General features: G+C 68.6%; 11 protein-coding genes and 2 pseudogenes. 4 read left to right on the top strand and 9 right to left on the bottom strand.

The annotated features are described in order from the left end of the window. Positions 1-91: 91 nt before the first annotated feature. From AB0I23_RS39960 to AB0I23_RS39945, 4 genes are all read right to left on the bottom strand, one after another. Positions 92-1,015 carry a sulfite exporter TauE/SafE family protein gene (locus AB0I23_RS39960; RefSeq protein ID WP_359117950.1) on the bottom strand — a complete coding sequence of 308 codons (924 nt, stop codon included), beginning with the start codon at positions 1,013-1,015 and terminating at the stop codon, positions 92-94. Beyond that, positions 1,012-1,593 (bottom strand): rhodanese-like domain-containing protein, encoded by a 582-nt coding sequence (locus tag AB0I23_RS39955; protein ID WP_359117947.1) that lies wholly within the window; start codon positions 1,591-1,593, stop codon positions 1,012-1,014. Before AB0I23_RS39955 ends, AB0I23_RS39960 begins: the two co-directional genes overlap by 4 nt. 202 nt (positions 1,594-1,795) lie before the next feature. Continuing rightward, the gene (locus AB0I23_RS39950; protein WP_359117944.1) at positions 1,796-3,184 is read right to left on the bottom strand and encodes a rhodanese-like domain-containing protein; all 1,389 of its coding nucleotides are present in this window, start codon (positions 3,182-3,184) and stop codon (positions 1,796-1,798) included. Between the two features lie 108 nt (positions 3,185-3,292). Beyond that, positions 3,293-3,607, bottom strand: coding sequence for a rhodanese-like domain-containing protein (locus AB0I23_RS39945; RefSeq protein WP_359117941.1), 315 nt, complete (start codon positions 3,605-3,607; stop codon positions 3,293-3,295). 302 nt (positions 3,608-3,909) lie between these two features. Here AB0I23_RS39945 and AB0I23_RS39940 point away from each other — a divergent pair, with 302 nt between their 5' ends. After that, positions 3,910-5,241 carry an MFS transporter gene (locus AB0I23_RS39940; RefSeq protein WP_359117938.1) on the top strand — a complete coding sequence of 444 codons (1,332 nt, stop codon included), beginning with the start codon at positions 3,910-3,912 and terminating at the stop codon, positions 5,239-5,241. 1,369 nt (positions 5,242-6,610) lie between these two features. Continuing rightward, positions 6,611-6,904 (top strand): annotated as a pseudogene (locus tag AB0I23_RS41905) (MFS transporter); the annotation flags it as partial. Positions 6,905-7,550: 646 nt separating this feature from the next. Here AB0I23_RS41905 and AB0I23_RS39930 read toward each other — a convergent pair. The 4 genes from AB0I23_RS39930 to AB0I23_RS39915 form a co-directional block, all read right to left on the bottom strand. Further along, the gene (locus tag AB0I23_RS39930) at positions 7,551-8,993 is read right to left on the bottom strand and encodes a lipase family protein (protein WP_359117953.1); all 1,443 of its coding nucleotides are present in this window, start codon (positions 8,991-8,993) and stop codon (positions 7,551-7,553) included. A 358-nt stretch (positions 8,994-9,351) separates the two neighbouring features. After that, positions 9,352-9,546 carry a hypothetical protein gene (locus AB0I23_RS39925; RefSeq protein WP_359117935.1) on the bottom strand — a complete coding sequence of 65 codons (195 nt, stop codon included), beginning with the start codon at positions 9,544-9,546 and terminating at the stop codon, positions 9,352-9,354. Between the two features lie 5 nt (positions 9,547-9,551). After that, positions 9,552-9,710: a hypothetical protein gene (locus tag AB0I23_RS39920; RefSeq protein WP_359117933.1), complete on the bottom strand. Its 159-nt coding sequence runs from the start codon at positions 9,708-9,710 to the stop codon at positions 9,552-9,554. Positions 9,711-9,849: 139 nt separating this feature from the next. After that, positions 9,850-10,104 (bottom strand): hypothetical protein, encoded by a 255-nt coding sequence (locus tag AB0I23_RS39915; RefSeq protein ID WP_359117931.1) that lies wholly within the window; start codon positions 10,102-10,104, stop codon positions 9,850-9,852. An 89-nt stretch (positions 10,105-10,193) separates the two neighbouring features. On the opposite strand from AB0I23_RS39915, the pseudogene AB0I23_RS39910 reads away from it, so the two are divergent. Then, a pseudogene (locus tag AB0I23_RS39910) lies at positions 10,194-10,436 on the top strand (zinc ribbon domain-containing protein); the annotation flags it as partial. On the opposite strand, the gene AB0I23_RS39905 reads toward AB0I23_RS39910, so the two are convergent. Beyond that, a complete protein-coding gene (locus AB0I23_RS39905) occupies positions 10,400-10,747 on the bottom strand; it encodes an AAA family ATPase (protein ID WP_359117928.1) in 348 nt (115 codons plus the stop codon). The pseudogene AB0I23_RS39910 and the gene AB0I23_RS39905 overlap by 37 nt on opposite strands. Positions 10,748-10,970: 223 nt before the next feature. Between AB0I23_RS39905 and AB0I23_RS39900 the strand changes: the two genes are divergently transcribed. Beyond that, positions 10,971-14,453 (top strand): NACHT domain-containing protein, encoded by a 3,483-nt coding sequence (locus tag AB0I23_RS39900; RefSeq protein WP_359117926.1) that lies wholly within the window; start codon positions 10,971-10,973, stop codon positions 14,451-14,453. Positions 14,454-14,544 lie beyond the last annotated feature (91 nt).

The following is a 14,544-nucleotide window of genomic DNA, read 5'->3' as shown; positions in this document are numbered from 1 at the left end:
CAACGGAGAACTCCGGGCGGGCAGTCGGCGATGAAACAGGAAGTCTCACGGCGCGAGCCGTAAGAATCTCCCTCCTTCAGGAGGGAGAGCGTCAATTCGATGCGGTGCTCTGCTGACGCCCGTCCTGGGGCAGAGAGCGCTTATGGACGGTGGGCGCCGTGTCCGGGCGCGGCGGCCTTGAGCGTCGCCACAGCCGGGCAGCGACCGCGGCGGCCACCACGGCTCCGAGTACCGCCCAGGTGGCCGGATGGGTCCACACGGCGGTGTCGAGCTGCTGGGCGAGGACGAAGACGCCCATGACAACGACGAACCAGCCGAAGGCCTTGCGCAGTGCGTCCTGCGGGATGCGTCCCGCGAGCCGGCCGCCGATCAGGCTGCCGACCACCGCCGCCGCGGTCACGGTCAGGGCCAGGCCCCAGTCGATCGACACACCGGAGAGGTGGCCGGCGAGTCCGGCGAAGGACTTCATCGCGATGACCAGGAGCGAGGTGCCGACCGCGACGCCCATCGGCAGTCCGCCGAGGATGGCCAGGGCCGGGACGACGAGGAACCCGCCGCCGGATCCGACCAGGCCGGTCACGGCGCCGATGACGAGGCCCTCGACGGCGATGTGCTTCAGGGGCAGTTCCTTGTGCGCGGGCCGGGTGCGCTCTCGTCCGGGCCGGGGCTTGCGGAGCATGGCCGCGGCGGTGGCGAGCATCATCAGGGCGAACGCGATGAGCAGAATCGTGCCGGGGATGTATTCGGCGAGCCGTCCGCCTCCGTAGGCGCCGGCCATGCTGAACGCGCCGAAGAGCAGTCCGGTCCGCCAGCGGACCCGGTGGGCGCGGGCGTGCGGGATCAGGGCGGCGATGCTGGTGACGCCGACCACGAACAGGGAGGTGGCGATGGCCTCCTTGGTCTCCTGCCCCGCCAGGTAGACCAGGATCGGGACGGTCAGGATCGAGCCGCCGCCGCCGAGGATTCCGAGGCTGACGCCGATGAGCAGCGAGACCGCGACGATGAGGGCGGTCACGGTGCGCTCCGCAGCTCCGCGATCACCGTGCTGATGTCGGTGCGGGGTCCGCGGTTGTAGGGGAGCTTGGAGAGCAGGACGCCCATGGCGCAGGAGTTGCTGAGCGCCGCGTAGGTCAGGCCCGCACCGACCGCCGTACCGATGAGGTGGGCGCCCGGTACCAGGATGCCGATGAGGCCGGTGGTGAGCACGATCGAGCCGGCGACGAGGCGGACCTGACGCTCCATGTCCCAGCGCTCGGGACCCCGCTTCACGGGCGCGCTGGCCGCCTCCCAGGCGTTCATGCCACCGTCCAGGACGCGGAGGTTCGGCAGGCCGACCTCGGCAAGTGCCTGCTCGGCCTGGGATGCGCGGGCTCCGGAGCGGCAGACGAGCACGATGTCCTCGTCGAGGTGGGAGCGCAGTTCCGCGCGGTGCTCGCGCAGGGTGTGAAGCGGCACGTTGTAGGAGCCGGGGATGTGGGAGGTGCGGAACTCGGCGGGGGTGCGCACGTCGAGCAGGCGCGGTGCGCTTCCTTCCTCGGTGAGTTTGCGCAGTACGGCAGGGGTGATGGACTGAACGGTGCGCTTGGCGCTCATGCATGACTCCGAAGGAAAGCATACCCACGGGGGTATATGTGGGCGGGTGTGAGGGGCCCCTGTGGTAGCGGGCCCCCGGGGGGTGTCTGTCAGGTGGAGGCTCGGGGCCGTCGCGGGCGGGGCAGTGCGGCCCCGGCCCGCTACCGGCCGGCGGAGCGGGGCGGGGTGCCCTCGGCACACAGCGCCGGCGGCTCGGGGGCGGTCAGGCGCCGGTGGATTCCGTCGCGAGGGCCCAGGCGGCGTAGCCGCCGAGGATGTCCGAGACGTCCTCGACACCGCGGTGGCGCAGCAGGCTCGCCGCGATCGAAGAGCGGTGACCGCCCGCGCAGTGAAGGACGAGCGGCCGGTTGGCGGGGAGTTCGTCCGTCCGCGTGGGCAGTTCGCTCAGTGGGATGTGCAGGGCCTCGGGCATGAAGCCGTTGGCCTCGCGCTCGCCGCAGGTGCGGACGTCCACGACGAGCGGCGGGTTGTCGCCGGCGAGGGCGGCCTTCAGGTGCGCTGCGGTGAGACGGCTGGCGGGGGCGACCTCGTCCTCCATGACCCTGAGGGCGTCCTCGGGGTTGCGCAGGTAGCCCGCCACCCGGTCGAAGCCGATCCGGGCGAGCCGGGTGACAACCTCCTCCTCACGGTTCTGCGGGGCCATGACGACCAGCTCGTCGGCCGGGTCCAGAACGGTGCCGACCTGCTCGGCGAACCGGCCGTCGGCAGGCACGTTCACGGCGCCGCGCAGGTGCCCGGCGGCAAACTCCTGCGGGTCACGGGCGTCGACAACGACCGCCCCGCCGGCGCGCAGCTCGGTGAACTCGGCAAGCGCCAGCGGCCGGGCCGCGGCCGTCGCGTCGTGGCGGACGCGGTCCTTGCGGTTCAGCTCCGCGTCGTACGCGAAGTAGCCGGGCGCGGCGGACTGGCCGGCGGTGACGAGCACGACGAACTCCTCACGGCTCATCGGGGCGCAGGCGTAGTTGGTGGCCCGCTGCTCCCCGATCGTCGACTGCTTCTCGGTCGACAGGTTCTTGCCGCAGGCCGATCCGGCGCCGTGCGCGGGGAAGACCCGTACCTCGTCGGGCAGGCCCATCAGCTTGTTCTGGACACTGTCGTGGAGCATCGCGCCGAGCTCCTCGGCGGTCACACCCACCGAGGCGAGCAGGTCGGGGCGGCCGACGTCGCCGATGAACAGCGCGTCCCCGGTGAGCACGCCGTACGGCACGGTGTCATCGGCGTTCTCGTACACGAGGACGCTGATCGACTCCGGCGTGTGCCCCGGGGTCTCCAAGACCTCCAGGACAACGTCGCCGAGCGTGATGCGCTCGCCCTCCGCGAGCTTGCGGATCGGGTACTCGGTCTCGGCGCGCGAGCCGTAGCCGATCCAGGCGCCGGTCTCGTCCGCCATCTCCAGGTGACCGGCGACGAAGTCGGCGTGGAAGTGTGTGTTGATCACGCCGACGACGGTGAAGCCGCGGGCGCGGGCGTCGGCCAGGTACTCCGAGACGTCCCGGCGCGGGTCGACGACCACCGCCTGACCGGTCCTCTCGTCGGCGATCATGTACGACGCCTGGGAGAGGCAGTCGAGGTAGTACTGGCTGAAGAACACAGCGGATCCCTTCCTAAGGAACGCACACCTACAGCGGGTGCGAAAGGCTGAGTACGGGGCGGTTGTGCGCCCGGCAGGTTGGGGGCGAGGACCGGTCGGTCCGGGCGATCAGGCGGACGCGCCGCTCGCCAGCGGCCGGCCGGCACGGGCCCAGCCCGCGGTGCCGCCCGCGACGGAGATCGCGTCCACCCCGCGGGCCGCGAGCTGCTCGGCGGCCCACAGGCTCCGGTTGCCGCTCGCGCAGATCACGTACACCGGCCGGCCGGCGGGCAGCCCGTCGAGGACGGAGCCGAACGCGGACAGTGGTGCGCTGTGGACGCCCGGCACGTGGCCGGCCGCGTACTCGTCGGGCTCACGGACGTCGACGACGAACGCACCGGCGGCCAGATCGGCGGCGAAGACCTCCAGGTCTACTTCACGCATCGAGGTATTTCTCACTCTCAGGTACCCCCCGGGGTATTGATGTACTCGACCGTAGGTCGACCCCACGCAAGAAGTCAAATACCCCCCTGGGTATCTCGCGTCACAGAGGACGAGCCATCTCGACGCCTGGAGAAAAATACCGGTGGGGGTATGCTGACCTGTACGTATGCGTGCCTGCCCGCGTCGCGTAGCCCCATCATGTGCCGCCGGCCGCACATCCCAGCCGGCCCGCATCACGCGCGGCGCACCCGCCCTGCCGCCCAGCGGCCGTACTCCGTCCCAGGCCCTAAGGACACCCGCCCATGAGCACCACCACGCCCGCAGCGTCCGGCCACGGCTCCACCCGCCCCGTACGACTGGGTCTCAGGGAGAACTGGCTCCAGTTCTCCCTGCTGGTCGTGGTCAACGTGGCCGTGGGCGGTCTGGTAGGCCTGGAACGCACCACCGTGCCGCTCATCGGCTCCGAGACGTTCGGCCTGACCAGCGACCTGGCGGTCTTCTCGTTCATCATCGCCTTCGGCCTCACCAAGGCCCTCACCAACCTGGCCGCCGGAGCGCTGACCGCACGCCTCCGCCGCAAGCAGCTCCTCGTGGCAGGCTGGCTGATCGGTGTCCCCGTCCCGTTCGTGCTCGCGTACGCGCCGTCGTGGGGGTGGATCGTCGCCGCGAACGTCCTGCTCGGTCTCAACCAGGGCCTGACCTGGTCGATGACGGTCAACATGAAAATCGACCTCGTCGGCCCGTCCCGCCGCGGCTTCGCCACAGGCCTCAACGAGGCGGCCGGCTACACCGCCGTCGGCGTCACCGCCCTGCTCACCGGCTACCTCGCCACCGCCTACGGCCTGCGCCCGGTCCCGGAGCTCATCGGCGTCGTCTTCGTCGTCGCGGGCCTCGCCCTGGCGCTCGTGGTCCGCGACACCGCCGGCCACGTCGCCCTCGAACTGGCCCAGCACCCCAGGCCCCTGCCCGCGGGTGAGGACACCGGTCTGCGGGCCACCTTCGCCCGTACCTCCTGGCGCGACCACTCGCTGCGCGGCGCCAGTCAGGCCGGTCTGGTCAACAACCTCAACGACGGCCTGACCTGGGGCGTCTTCCCCCTCCTGTTCACCGATCACGGACTCGGGCTGGCCGCCGTCGGCCTCATCAAGGGCCTCTACCCGATCCTGTGGGGCATCGGACAGATCCCCACCGGGCACCTCGCCGACCGCATCGGCCGTAAACCCCTCATCGTCACCGGCATGCTCGTCCAGTCCGCCGGCTTCGTCCTCGCCCTCGCGCTCCTCGACCGCCCCCTCCTGGCCGGCATCCTGTCCGCCGTCGTCCTGGGCCTCGGCACCGCGATGGTCTATCCCGCCCTCATCGCCTCCGTCTCCGACCATGCCCACCCCACCTGGCGCGCCAACGCGCTGGGCACGTACCGCTTCTGGCGCGACATCGGCTACGCCGCCGGCGCCCTCGTCGCCGGCGTTCTTGCCGACACCCTCGGCCTCAACGCCACCGTCATCGCCGCCGCCGCCCTCACCGCCGCCTCCGGCCTCCTCGCCGCCCACTGGATCACCGAACACACCAAAGGCCCGATGACCGCCAGGTACACGACTCCCAGGGCACAGAACGAACCCGCTGAGCGGTGTTGATCCCGATCCCCGTGGAGGTGTTGACCCGCATGCAGCGGTCGGCCTGTCCGCAGTGAGCGCGCTCGGCCTTTCGCCACGCTCGGGGTGAACGGCACCCAGCCGCACAAACGGCTGGAGCGGGACCAGGTCCCACCTCGCGGTCGACATAACCGCTGTCGCGACCGCCGCGATCGTCTTCTGCGGCGTCCAGTGAGGCACGATCCGTTCCCGATGACAGCCACTGCAACCGATGCCGTCCACAGCCGCTGCACCGCCTGCCGCAAGCCGCGATGGCTGCGCGCCGACACCGGCCGCTGCGCCTGGTGCTCACGTACGTGCCCCTGCGGAGCACCCCGGCGTTCGACGGAACTGCTGTGCGCGGCATGCAAGCGCAGGGCCGCCGGACAACCCGCACGCGGCCAGTGCCGGCACTGCGGACGACGACGGACCCTGGACGCGGCGACCCAACGCTGCCGAGCCTGCATCGACCCGGCTACCGCCACAGCACGGGACCGCTGCGCCGGGTGCGGGAGCAGCGGCCAGTGGGCCAAAGGACTGTGCAAGCGCTGCTACGAGCACTCGCCTCACACGGTGCTGACCCGCGCGGCCGGCTGGGCGCGCCGTATACCCGAACCCCCGCCGTGGTGGACTGACTTCGCCACGCACCTCGCAACCCAGCGCCACCCGCTCTACGCAGCCGATGCCATCGCCGACACCGCACGCCTGCTCCTCAACACCACCACGGCCAGCCCATCCGCCCCGCTCACACGCGCCCGCCAGGACAGTCCCCAGCTCGTCGGGGCGCTCACGGACTTCTTCCACCGTTCCTGGGCGGTGGGCAGGAGTGAGTCCTGGCTCACCGGTACGCCCCGAACGGTCTTGGGCGCACTGGTTCTCCGCTTTCGCGTCCCGGTCGGCGACGCATATCCCGTGTGCGGTCCGTCCCGGGCGGGCGGAATCCCTGCGACCTGGCCATATGGGTGTGGCCAGAGGCGACGGGGAGGCCCCGAACCATCTCGCTGGTGATACGGGGGCCCCGACTGCTGACGCCACACCCGGCGTCCCAGATCGCATCGAGAACGTTACGCACACCCCGCCGGGCATACCCGCAGCTCGTCACACCGTTCACCCAATCGTGTCCATGTTCGCCAAAACGATGTGCCTGCTCAGTAGTTGTGAACCCCCACGGCCGACTGATCCCGCCCGACGACCCGGCGGACGCGGGTGCCGAGGTCGGCGGCTAATTCGCGGTTTTGTAATTGATCTTCGGGCTCCTGTCCACTTCATGTGGTGCGGTGAGGCTCGGTCACGCCAACAGGACTCTTTTTCTGAGGAGTTCGAAGCGTGCGCGGCAGCCGGCTCCTATTCGCGGGCGGGGCGCAGCAGCGACGCGATCGCCGCTGTGCCCGGCCCTTGCGCCCCGCTCATCGCCGTGTCGGTCGCAGATGGCATGGCCCGCGGCAACCTCACCCTTCTCCAGGCCACCGCTATCACTGACCGCTGGGGCGCCGCCCACTACGGACACCTCTCCGGCCTGCTCGCGGCGCCGGTCACCACGGCGGCAGCTCCGGCACCGTTCGCCGGCGCCGCCCTGGCCGCACCCCTCGGTGGTTATGGGCCGCTGTTATGCCTCCTGACCGCCACCTCCATGGTCGCCGCGCTCATCGCACCGTGGACGGCCACCAGCCGCACCCCGCTATGGCCGGCCACTCTGACCCCAATTCCAGACGGCCCGTCCGGGCCGCCGCGTCGCGCCGCTGTCAGCCCGGCGACAGAGCCGGGACGGAAGACGCAGGCACCCGCTGTCCTTCCGGTGCGGAGCCCCACCAAGGGGTGAGGTGGGAGAGTCTCGCCGGATGGGGGTACCGCTGTGATCGTCCGACTCCTGGGCGGCCCGCTCGCCGGGTGCCAGCTGCTCACCACCCCGGAGCCGTGGGCCGGAGGCTGGCTCAAGGCCGGTGACGCCGACTGGGGCCTGTACGTCCCCGTGCATCGCGACCCGGCGACTGGCATCGTCCTTGCGGCCAGGCTGACAACGCAGCGGCGGATCGGTGGGGGCAGAGGGCGTGGAGGCCAGTGGTGGGAATCGCCCTGCGGTTCGGCGCACTTGCGGTCTCCTCCGGTGGCCCGGGCCAGGCCCTGGCCGGGAGCGAGGGCCCGTCGACCACGTTCTCGCCTGCGTCGGCCAGTTGCTGGGCGGGCGTGCGGCCCAGGCCGCGGGCGCCTTCGATGGCGAAGCGGCGTTCGGGCCACTGGGCTCGCGGACGCGATGTGGTCCCGGACCGCGGGGCGACCGCTGTCCGGGACCAGTGAGCTGACCGACTCCGGTGTCACCCGGTGTAGGTGAACTCGTCGGCTGGACTGGTGGGGGACGAGTAGCCGTTCACGGTCACGGTGATGTCCACGGTCGTGCTCGCAGCCTTGCCCGACGGGGGTGCTTTGGCGACGATCTTGTCTGAGTCGACCTGGACGGATGGCGAGATGTTCTTCCCGAAATGCACGGTGGCGCCTTTCACGAAGCCCGCGCCGGAGATAGTGACCGAGTCGTTGGCCCTGCCCCTGTCCGGTGTGATGCCGGTGACCACCACGGGTTCGGGCCCGCCGTAGGCGAACTGCCCGAGCGGGACTGCCAGCGAGGTGCCCAGGGGGTTGGTGACATACACGTTGACGACGCCGGTCCCGTCGGGCACCTCGGCAGTGATGGTGCCGTCAGGGTTGAATGTGGGTGGTTTCTGGCACGGGACGGGTCCGAAGTCGACGTTGCAATCCTTGCTGAAGTCGCGGCCCTTGATAGTGACCTGTGTGCCCGATGCGCCGAAGCTGGGGATCACGCCGGTCACCACCGGCGGCCCGGAGAGGACGGGCGCGTCCAGCAGTCTGAGGTAGGTGGAGTTGGCGTGCTGAAATGCGACCTGGCCCAGGAAATCCTCAACCGAGGCCTTGACCAAATTGTCGTCGCGGACCATGTAGTCGGTGTTCTTGCTGACGGCAGTGCCCGGCTGGACGTAGACATTGTTCCCGCGCAGAGTTGCGATCGACCCGAGGAGCACCTTCACCTCGAGGGTCGCCGCTGGTCCGGGATCCGGGTACCAGCTCTCCGCGGTGGGGAGATCGGCCCAGGCCAGCGGCACCACGTCGTAGGCGTTGACGTAGCGCTGGTTCATGCTCCCGAACTGGGAAGTGAGGTAGTCGGCGAAGCTCTCCAGACCGGCGGTGGGTGCCGCGAAGGTGACCACCCCGAACTGCGGCCGGCTTTGCTGCCAAGTCTGCGCCTTCAGGTACAGCGCGACCATGTTCGCGATGCAACCACCCAGACTGTGACCGATCACGTAGACCGTCGGCTGCGGAACCCCCGTCAAGAGGCCGGCGAGCGCCTGCACGAGATTGGAGCTGGTGCCGAGCGAACGCATGTCGACGACCTGAGTGAAGGCGTCCATCGCCCCCTTCGATACGGAGATGGGGGACGTCGACCCGCTGGCGGTGAACGGCACCACCGTGCCGACGTCGAGGTCTTCGAGAATGTCGGTCACGCTGGCGATTGTCCCGCGGACGACCACGGCAAACTGGTTCGAGCCGTCGTTGTTCTTGGCGATGTACGCCATGTTCGCGTTGTCCGGGCTCAGCGCGAGCCACGTCGGTGTCCAGTTTTTCGTCAGGGGGGAGTTGGAGAACTGCCGGGAGATGCCGAGCTTGATCCGCTCGGTCTGGGCTTGAAGGGTTTCCCCCGACGGACGCGGAGTCGCTCCAGTTGCCGCGATGGCGGCCAGGGTCATGGCCACCTGAGGCGTGATCGGAGTGGCCTGTTGTTTCGCCGCCATGCTCGCTCCTTAAGTCTTCACTCATCGTCAAACATCTGCATTTCAATGTATTCGCTACTCAGTATCCTGACGGATGTCAGGCTCTTTGTGTTCTCTGATTCACTCGTTCGGAATGGGTCCGACTAAAGCGGAACCGTATTACGGCTAAGGATTTGGTTGCCCTGCAACCTCGTCGCGGTTGTTCCAGCGACTCTGGGGCGGTGGAGGAAACCCAGTTTGGGCCGTACCCGGGTTACTCGTGATCGATGATGGCGAGGACGACCCCGAGGAATAGCCAGGGCCTGGCCGACGAGCCGCCCGCCAGGCAACCGCTTCAGGCGAGCCGGTGGCCGATCCACTGCCGGCCCGCCTCCGCCGCCCGGCCCCGGCACGCGCCCAGTGCGCCGCCGGGACCGTGTGCGTGGTGCCAGGTCCAGTAGCCGGTGAGGGCCACCGCGAACGCGCTCGCAGTTTCGGTGCCACCATGCGCCAGGCCGGGACCCAGGCGGCGAGCGTGTGGCCCAGCCAAGGCGACTACGGGCAGGGGTGCGTGCCGAATCCGGCACGCACCCCTTGCTGCCCCTTCAGATCACCTGTCCTGTGCCCACTCCAGCCCGAAGTCGCGAGCGCGGCGAGATTGTCGGCGGTGAGCTTGGCACGGCGGCTCTTGCTGTTCGACAGGGATACTCCCAACTTCACAGGGTATTCCTGGCGATCGGCCCTCTGCGCTGACGGGCAAGCCCGGCCCCGGGCGGCACCGGCTGGGTGCCAGCGGGTGCCGCACCTCGGTGTCAGTGGCGGTACATCACGTGAAGCCGTATTTTAGCGGCGTCTATTCGAAGGCGTGGATGACAGTGTCGAGGATGGCTCGTACGCCTGCCCAGTCCTGGGTATCAATGATCGAGGGGTCACGCTGTGCACTGGCGAGTTTCGAAGCATAGGCCTGTTGAATAGTTCTCTTCTCGGTGACTTCCCCCTGGTGCTGTTGGCAAGCAGTGCTGTAACTGCGCCACTGGACGGGGCGCAGGCTTCCATCGGGCAAGGACAGCGTGTCCGTGCCGAGGTAGAGCTCGATTGAACCGGCCAAGCCGTTGACGTCTGCTCGGGTGGGACTGCCCGTCGGTGTATCAATGCTCGGAGGGCCCAGCGTGGGGTAGTTGCGAGCCAGCGTCGGCGGTGATGGCCGTGGACCCCCGCAACACCTCCCGGCGGTGCCCCGAATGCGGGCACACCGCCAAGGAGAACCGGCCCACACAAGAGACGTTCCACTGCGTCTCGTGCGGCCACACCGCGCACGCAGACACAGTCGGGGCTCTCAACGTTCTACGGGCCGGGCTGGTCCGTCGCGAAGCCCAACCGGCATGGCGAGAAGCCCCCTCAATTTATGAGGGGGAGGAGTCACGTCCTTGCGCTGCTTGAGACCGTGTCTTCCGGCACCGTGCGGTTGGCCGGCCGCGGGCCCTGCCGCTGGACGCACACGGAGCCGGGGTGGCGACCATGATCGCGATGACGAGCATGTCGTGCCGCTTGGCGGCGGCGACCAGCGGCTCCCTGGCGGCCTTGGTGACGTTGGCGGCGTCGATGACGGTGAACAGGCGTCGGCGCATGCGGCTCTCCAGGAGCAGGTGCAGGGCGGCGATCGCGTCGCCGGTCGCCTCGTGCGGGCACGGATCTATGAGGCATGGCATCTCGGCACCGTCCGCCTTGAGCGCCATCGGCTCGGCAACCATGCGGGTGTGACGGACAGCTACAGGGCAATGTCGCAGGTCCTTTCCGCCGCGACCTGACCGTTTCCAGGCCACGGCGGCTGATCAAGCCGACTGGGGGAAAAGCCGGCGTGCGGAGGCGTTGCCGTTCCCGCGGAGGGTGCTGTAGTTGACGTAAGGGACGGCGCGGTAGAGGTATCGTCGATCAACCACCTTGCACTGTTGTGGAGTTCGGGGGAGACAACTGGTGGACATCTTGGCGTCGGCGTTGGGGATCGTTGGCAAACTGGTGGCCAAACCAGCAGCGGACAGCGCGCTGCGCCGGGAGCGCGTGATCCAGGCCCTGAAGACTCTCCATCTCGACCCCCATGTGCCGCCACAGGACTTCGACAGCCTGTACGCGTACACCCTTGTCGAGTACTGCGCGAACCGGCCCGAGTCTGTCCTCGCCGTGTTCCGCGACCAGTACGTCCTGGCTGCCTTCCGCCGCTCGTTCGACACGGCTGACGGCCGGCAGGGGCTGCGCAAGGAGGTGATGGGCGCCGTCGAACGCAACCGTGAGACGGGGGAGTTCGGGCATCTCGACCACGGCTTCGTGGACATGCACGCCGACGGCTTCGCCCGCGCTTTCCAGGGCTTGGTCGACCGTAGTCGGGCACCCCACGAGACCCGGCTCGAACAGAAGGTGGACGTGCTGCTGGCGCAGGCGCGCCGGACGCGGGACGAGGAAGACAACTACCGCGCCCGCGCCGTATCCCGCCGCGCGGAACTCTCGCTCGCTGAGCCTGCCGGACCGGGCGGCGAAGGGGCACCTGTGCTGCCAGCTCACGTTGCGCAGCTCCTCGCCGCACAACAGGACATTTGCTCCGATTTGCCGTACGAGCTCTTCGGAGCCGACGCCCCGCCATTGGGCGATGTCTATGTCCGAGAGCGGGTACGCGCGGTCGACCCGGATGCGCGGACCGGATCCAGCAGGCCCGGCCCGTCGGTGGTCGTGCCTGCAAGCGACCTCGTCATGAGACGGCCAGTCGCGGTCGTCTTGGGTGCCCCCGGCTCGGGGAAGACGAGCATGGTGCAGAGGCTCGTGCAACGCTGGTCGGGTGTGTGGCTGTCCGGTGACAGCCACGTCCCGCGGCATCCAGGCACGCCGTGGCTGGTGCCCGTGCGTATTGCTGCTGCGGACCTCACCGGAGACGGGACTTTCCCTACCCTTCTTACGGCAGCGCTCGCCCGCCAACTGGGCGGGAGAGCCGACTTCGTCCTCGATCCCGCGACCTTCACTGAACGCCCCGCACCGGGTGCCGAGTGGCTGGTGTGCGTGGACGGACTGGACGAGATCCTCGATGTCGGCCTACGCCGCAAGGTGGTTCATGCCTTGCGCTGGCGGCTGGTAAACCGGGGGGGCCACCGGTTCCTGATCACCTCCCGGCCACTGTTCCTGTCCGATGTGCGCCCGCTGTACGAAAGCGGCGCCGCCGACTGCGACCTCCTGCCGTTCGACAACGATCAGCTGACGTCCTTCGCTCAACGATGGTTCATCGCCCGGAGCCGCCCCGAGCTGACTCCGGAGTTCCTGGCCGAGATCAGGAACTCCCCCTTCCGCGATGACCTGACACATGTGCCCCTGCTCGCCACTATCGCCGCCGTGGTCCACGAGAACAACTCCGAGGCGCGGCTACCGATGACTCGCACGGGCCTGTTCGCGCAATTCATCCGGTACCTGCTGTACGTCCGACCGGCGGCCGTTCAGTCCCGACACCGGCTCGTCACCGCCCTGGCCCCCTACGGCAAGGACGCGGAAGTCCTCGCGGACTGGCTCTACAGCAACCGGCGCCCGCTCTTGGCGCACATCGCTGCCGAGCACCTCTCACACGACGATACGGACCTGACTGCCGCAGCCGACACCTGGACCCGGACCCACGCTCCGGCCGTTCCCGACGGCATACCGTTGAGTGAGCACATCCTGCCCACGCTGCTTACCTCAACCGGTCTGATCACGGCCACCGCTCATGGGCGGCCACGATTCACCCATCGGTCACTGGCCGAATTCCTTGCAGCCCCCGTGCTGGCGCGCAAACTGGGGTCTGACCTCTCACGGCTGGACGACGCTGCATGCTTCCTTCAGAGCGATCACGCCGATTATGAGCGCCTCGTTCTCACCCTTGCCTCATGGGCGTCCGCACCAGGAAATCAGTCAGAACTGCTCTGGCGCCGGTTGAGAGAAGACAGTGCCTGGCAGGCACTGCTCGCGGGGCGTGTCGCTGTCGAGACGGGGCAGCGCGTCCCGGATGTGGCAAGCCGTCTGATCAGACAGCTTGGGCTGCGCATGCTAACGGACCGCCAATACGGACCCGCCTGGGACGACACGATCGGCCTCCTCGGTCAGCTCATGCATCACCCTGACGTGGCATCTGAGGTGAGAGCACTGGCTGAAGAACCCGTCGTGCACCCCGCCCGACGCACCGCAGCGCTCGCTCTGCTGGCGCGGCACTGCGGCGACAACATCGCGGTGGACCGAATCGAAGCCCTCGGTCGCCGAAGCAGCGCATTCGCAGCCCTATGCGCCGCCGACGCCCTCATCGACGCAGGCTCAACAGACCGTGGGCTGAGATTGCTCAAGACAGTGCTGCGCCATGCCGACCTGCCAGGCGGATGGATCCACCAGGCAGGACTTCGCCTGAGGAAGGCCGGCCATGTGGAGGACACGGTCAGGCTCTGGAAGCAGTGGCTCAGCGGCCGGACGCCATCCGATCTCGCCACACATAACCTGATCGCCGATCTTGCCAAGGATCTTGCAGAGTCCGGTGAGTCGCTCTTCGCTCGCCAAGTGGCACAGCGGCTGGTGAGAAATTCCGGCGCACGGCTCGATGCCCGGGTCTTCGCAGCGTGGTTCCTCGTCGACTCCTACGATTCGGAGCGCACCACCTTTGACTATCTGGCGGAAGAAGGCCGCAGGTTCCTGCGGGACACGATCGACGATTCGGCCCAGGAAACCAACCACATTGTGTGGATCGCCGAGGGGATGGTGAAGAGGGGGCCCGACCGGGAAGCCGCCGTTTCCCGCCTCAGGCTCGTCCGCGACGCCCAGAGAACCTCGGCGGGCAACCGGTTTCGGGCCGCCCGGGTCGTTGCCGCTTGTTCCACCGACGACCGTGATACCGCCCAGGCACTGCTCGCCACGCTCCCTACTGACATAGACCAGTCGGACGGAGCGTGGTGGCAGGCGGCCCTGCTGGCCGACGCCTTGGAGATGAACGCGGAAGCGACACGCTTTCGCACACGAGCGGCGGAACAGGTCAACGATTCCTCGGCCATCCGAACCATCGTTGAACGGCTAGGCGATAGTGATCCCCTCGCCGCCCGGGCGGAAATCTTGGACGTCGCGGCCCGTACCAGCGATGACGGCGTCCATTACGAGACAGTCCGACTACTTCTGAGCTCCGGATGGATCGGCGAGGCATGCGACCACGCATTCCGTCACGGCCGCGAGCCCGGGATTGCGCCCTTCTGGAGAAACGCGGTCGTCGGCATGACGATCACGGCACAGCCCACAGACGCGGCCCTGCAACTCGCGGCTGCGTTGGCTGAGGTGAGCGATCCTAGTGATCCCTGTGACGATTTCTGGTCCCGGACGTGGGCCGAGCTGTCGGAAGACCTCCAGCCACTCGAGGACGTCATGGCCCGGGGCGAACGCTGGCCGTCGGCGGAGTCGGCCAAGAAGGGCACTTGACGCTCTCCCTCCTGAAGGAGGGAGATTCTTACGGCTCGCGCCGTGAGACTTCCTGTTTCATCGCCGACTGCCCGCCCGGAGTTCTCCGTTG

It is taken from the genome of Streptomyces atratus (assembly GCF_040655115.1).
Classification (GTDB): domain Bacteria; phylum Actinomycetota; class Actinomycetes; order Streptomycetales; family Streptomycetaceae; genus Streptomyces; species Streptomyces atratus_D.
Note: the sequence above shows the minus strand (reverse complement) of the source record. Positions and strands in the feature narration are given on the sequence as shown.